Source organism: Proteiniphilum sp. UBA1028, from assembly GCF_002316955.1.
Lineage (GTDB): Bacteria > Bacteroidota > Bacteroidia > Bacteroidales > Dysgonomonadaceae > Proteiniphilum.
In genome coordinates this window covers 6,472-11,251 of the sequence record NZ_DCEN01000074.1, presented here as the reverse complement: position 1 = coordinate 11,251, position 4,780 = coordinate 6,472, and the positions used below count along the sequence as shown (strand labels likewise).

Here is a 4,780-nt window from a genome sequence, read left to right as displayed (position 1 = left end):
ATAGCCGCCAACAAAGCTGCTATCGAACTGCAGCAATCAATCCTCGACAAGTACCTGTTGGTTGCCGGTGACGACAATGTTGTGGACGCTATCGCAGCCATCAAAGCTGAACTGGCTACTGCCGGAGTCGACATTGATGCACTTTCCACCAAAATCGATGCTATTGACGAGGCTCTTAACGTGTTGGATTTCGCCAGAATCAACAGTATGATCACCGAAATATCTTTCGACTTTGTTTATGATGATTACGAAAGATACAGATATCTTGAATACTCCACTACTACGGAAGTAGTTAATTATGTATTTGCTACCGGAATTAACAATCCAATCACTTTTAAAAACGGACAGAGGCTTGCTTCTCAGGCACAAAAAATTATTGTTAAGGTTAGTCCTGCCAATGCCGATTTGAGTAAGATGCTGGACAAAATTTCTTTAATTCGTGGTGATAACAATACTGAGATCAATAATTATTTAAAGGTTGTCAAGGCCGAGCGTGCCAATCCATTGCTGGTAAGTGATGATTATTGGTATTCTGTAGCAGCTACCCGTGCAACTCCTACAGCTAGCGGTCTATGGTATGTATCGTTCGAGTTATCTCAAACTGCAGATCTTGAAGATCTAGCAGAACTTACTTATGGAGAGGGCGTTTATCTTAATAGAGGCGTAGAACAAGATTACGAGGGTCATTACCTTTTTGCCATGGCAATCGAAAACACGGTTGAAAAAGGGGATGATGCTGAAGACCGCTTTGTAATTTCAGATTTTGTAATTTCAATCGATACAAGTGAAGAATTTGAAAGAGCAAGTGAATTAAACTTCATGGTTGATAATACAAATGTTGCAGACATCAACAACCGTGCTGCTGATGGTAGCTTAAGTTTAAATGAAGATGGTATTACCTATAAAGAGTTAGTATGGACTGATTACGCTCAACCAACTCTAACTGGCAACACTTCACAAGGTGATGATCGTTCGTCGCAGCCAGTATATCCAGCTGTTCAGGGTATACCAATGAAGATTAAGATAACTGGTGATGTTGAATCTATCAGGGCAATGTATGTTACTCTTGATTATCAAGCAAATGCTATCGAATCTGCTCCTTCTGAATGGAACGCATGGCAAAGCTACAGCTACACAGGATTAGGCACAGTAGTTGAAGGAACAGAAACACAGATCGTTATCAATAACGCAAGCGCTATCAATGATATGATCGGCTTCCGTGTATTTGCTGTAAACTATGATGGAACATTAGTTGATCCCGATGGAAAAGCATTCTACGCAAGTCTTGGCGTTGCAGGCGCAAATTGGGGTACAGTTAATACAGTGATTACTCCAACAAGTGAAACAGTAGCCGGCACAGTGTCTGAAAAAGTTGCAAAAGCACTGGCAGCATTACCTACTGCAACTTCATTTGAATGGACAACAGACGAAGATGAAAATGAAGATGCACCTGCATTCCACGCTGAACTTCTAAACACAACTGGTGGCGTAGTATTCACGACTAATGGTGGAACTATTTCAACGGCTAATCTTGCAAATGTTACAGCTATTCGTACAGTACCGACCGCAGCTAGCTGGTTAGCATACAAGGATAACAAAGTATACAATGGCACTTTAGTTATCAAAAATACAACAGGTCACGTACTTGCAACCTTAAAAGTAACATTCAAGAAAACACTTCCCACAACTGCACCTACTGGCTTCTCAGTGAAGACCAACCAAATTGGTACTGATGGAATTTACAGAAGTTACTTAATACCTATGCAAGCTGGTTTAGTAAACTGGACAGCTCCAAATGCAACCCACGGAAGTATGCCACTTGATCAGGTATTCAACTTTACAGGCGATGCTTTAACTTCAGTAGCCAACTTTGACGTTATTTTCGCTAAGGCTAGCAAATCGGGCAGCAATACTGTCGACTTAATTGTTAATCCAGGAGATGCTGATTTAGTGGTTGCGAAAGAATTTATCGACAATACAACTCAACACGAAACATCTGTTGTTTACAATTACGGTAAAATCTCCACAGAACTGGCTGCTGGTGTAGACTATGTTATTGAAATAGAAAATTTCCCAACTATTTTCAGTAATATCTACAACAATACCTATTCCTGGAGTTGGGTTACAACATACAACACTACTATTGAATATGGCACAGACGTAACAATTCCATTGTCAAACATCTTAGGTAAAAGCTCGCGCGACAATATCTACAACGCTCCATTAAGCGCTCCTTACCTAAACAGCTTGTCGTTGAATGGCTTGGGCAGTGCAACAGGCGGTGCTAAGCTTTACTCAAATGGAACAACAATTGAAGAGTACTTCAATGCTACACTTAATATTGCTACCGGAACAATAACATTAACAGAAGCATCGGCTTCATCCAATCCTACTGCTAATGTAGCATCAACTCTGGTAATTACAGTATTTGACATGTATGGACATGAGGTAGTTATTAGTCTCCCAATGACGGTTAAAACACGTAATTAATAATTAATTATAATAGTTTCTTAGTAGGAGGAAAACAGAGTAGTTTCCTCCTACTTTGTTTCATTAATAACCGCGATATCTGACTTTTAAAGCAAACCGACCATTTTAAACACATAATTTAAAAGCATTAGGTATGAAAAAAACGATTTTATTGGCTATTACTTTCCTGGCGATCACGCTGACAGCATTTTCACAAGAGCGTGAGATTAAGGAAGAAGGAAAAACGGTTTTTAAATCGCATGCGTACCTGCAACTGCAGGGCGGGGCTGCCTACACACTGGGTGAAGCGGATTTCACAGACCTGATCTCGCCGGCAGCCGCACTGAACCTGGGCTACCAGTTTACTCCCGCACTCGGGATGCGCCTCGGCGCTTCCGGATGGCAGGGCAAAGGGGGCTGGGTGGCACCTGCACAGGTTTACGACTTTAAGTTCGTGCAAGGGAATATCGACCTTGTGCTGAATATCAGATCGCTGCTCAGCGGATTCAACCCGGACAGGGTATTCAACCCGTATCTGTTTGCTGGAGGTGCCTATGCCTACGGCTTTGAGAACGGTGCCACTGAACTAAACACGGGTGCGTATGACCTGGAGTACCTGTGGGAAGACAACAAGGGGTTCCCGGGAGGACGATTCGGACTGGGACTGGATTTTAAACTGAGCGACGCTGTGTCTGTCATGCTGGAGGGAAATGCCAATCTGTTTTCGGATCACTTCAACTCGAAAAGAGCAGACAACCCCGACTGGCACTTTAACGCACTGGCCGGATTCAAAATCAACCTGGGAAAAGCCCATACCCGGACAGAACCGGTATACTATGAACCACAACCGGCTCCCGCCCAGGCTCCTGAGCCGAAACCGGAACCCAAGCCAGCGCCTAAGCCGGCACCGGCACCGGTGGTGAAGGAATTTCCGGCATTGCCCGCCATTCACTTTGCTTTCGACAGCGATGTGGTGAATACCCAAAAGTATGCCGCAGAGCTGAACACCATCGTCTCGGTACTGAAGGAATTTAGCAACACAAACGTGGTAATCACAGGCTATACTGATCACAAGGGATCAAACGCCTACAACAACAAACTCTCGCTTCGCAGGGCCGAAGCGGTGAAGAAGTACCTCGCCGGAGAAGGGATCAGTGCCGACAGGCTCACCACACAGGGAGCCGGGGAGGATCCAAAAACTTCGGGCCAGGAAGCCCTCACCATACAGGCACGCCGCGTGGAGGTTGCCAAATAAAAAAATACCGGATAAAAGAATTAAACATGTTACAATAACTGCTTTTGTCATTTTAATATCGCTGAGGTGCGATAGGTTTAAATTCTACTTCCGGGAAGCAGGAATGTCTGTGGCAGACATTCCTGTCTTTTTATGCCTAGCACTGAAAAAAGAAACCAACAGACGCAAATGTGGACCGTGCACAAAAAAATGCGATTAATGATACCCGATCCAATAAATTATCTCCTCCAATGCATCAGAAAAGCAAAACTTTATGTACCTTTGGAGGATTTTATACAAAGAAAAAACAACTTTATTATTTATGACGAATCCAATTGTAAAGCAAATCGAGCTGTCAGACGGACGCACGATTACGCTGGAGACGGGGAAACTGGCAAAACAGGCCGATGGCTCCGTCACCCTTCGTATGGGTGACACCTTGCTGCTGGCTACCGTTTGCGCCGCCAAAGATGCAACACCCGGAACCGACTTTATGCCGTTACAGGTAGAATACAGAGAAAAATTTGCTTCCGCCGGACGTTTCCCGGGCGGATTCCTGAAACGGGAAGGCAGACCTTCCGACTCAGAAATATTGACCAGCAGGCTCATCGACCGTGCCCTGCGCCCGCTCTTTCCCGACGATTACCATGCCGATGTCTTTGTAAATGTGATCCTTTTCTCCTCAAACGGTGAAGATATGCCCGACGCACTGGCAGGTCTCGCTGCTTCTGCAGCATTGGCCGTATCCGATATACCCTTCAACGGTCCTATCTCCGAAGTGCGTGTGGCACGCATCAACGGGGAATATGTGATCAACCCCACATTCAAAGAACTGGAAAAAGCCGACATCGACATCATGGTGGGCGCTACCATCGACAACATCATGATGGTGGAAGGCGAGATGAACGAAGTGTCGGAAGCCGAAATGCTCGAAGCAATAAAAATTGCACACGAAGAGATTAAAAAACATTGCAAGGCCCAGATGGAACTGGCCGAAGCAGTGGGCAAAACCGTAAAACGCACCTATAGCCACGAAGAAAACGACGAGGACCTTCGCAAACTGGTGTGGGACAAGTG

At 44.7% G+C, this 4,780-nt stretch carries 2 protein-coding genes and 1 pseudogene; all 3 read left to right on the top strand.

Annotated elements, in window-relative coordinates; all coding sequences use genetic code 11:
• Positions 1-2,490, top strand: a 2,490-nt coding sequence (locus B3Z75_RS12625; protein ID WP_294072305.1) for a cell surface protein, incomplete at its 5' end; no start/stop codon positions are given.
• Between the two features lie 133 nt (positions 2,491-2,623).
• Positions 2,624-3,724 carry an OmpA family protein gene (locus B3Z75_RS12620; protein WP_294072302.1) on the top strand — a complete coding sequence of 367 codons (1,101 nt, stop codon included), beginning with the start codon at positions 2,624-2,626 and terminating at the stop codon, positions 3,722-3,724.
• A 301-nt stretch (positions 3,725-4,025) separates the two neighbouring features.
• A pseudogene (locus B3Z75_RS12615) lies at positions 4,026-4,780 on the top strand (polyribonucleotide nucleotidyltransferase); the annotation flags it as partial.

Coding starts and splice junctions, on each gene's coding strand:
- B3Z75_RS12620 (WP_294072302.1), top strand. CDS start 2,624: ATGAAAAAAACGATTTTATTGGCTATTACTTTCCTGGCGATCACGCTG.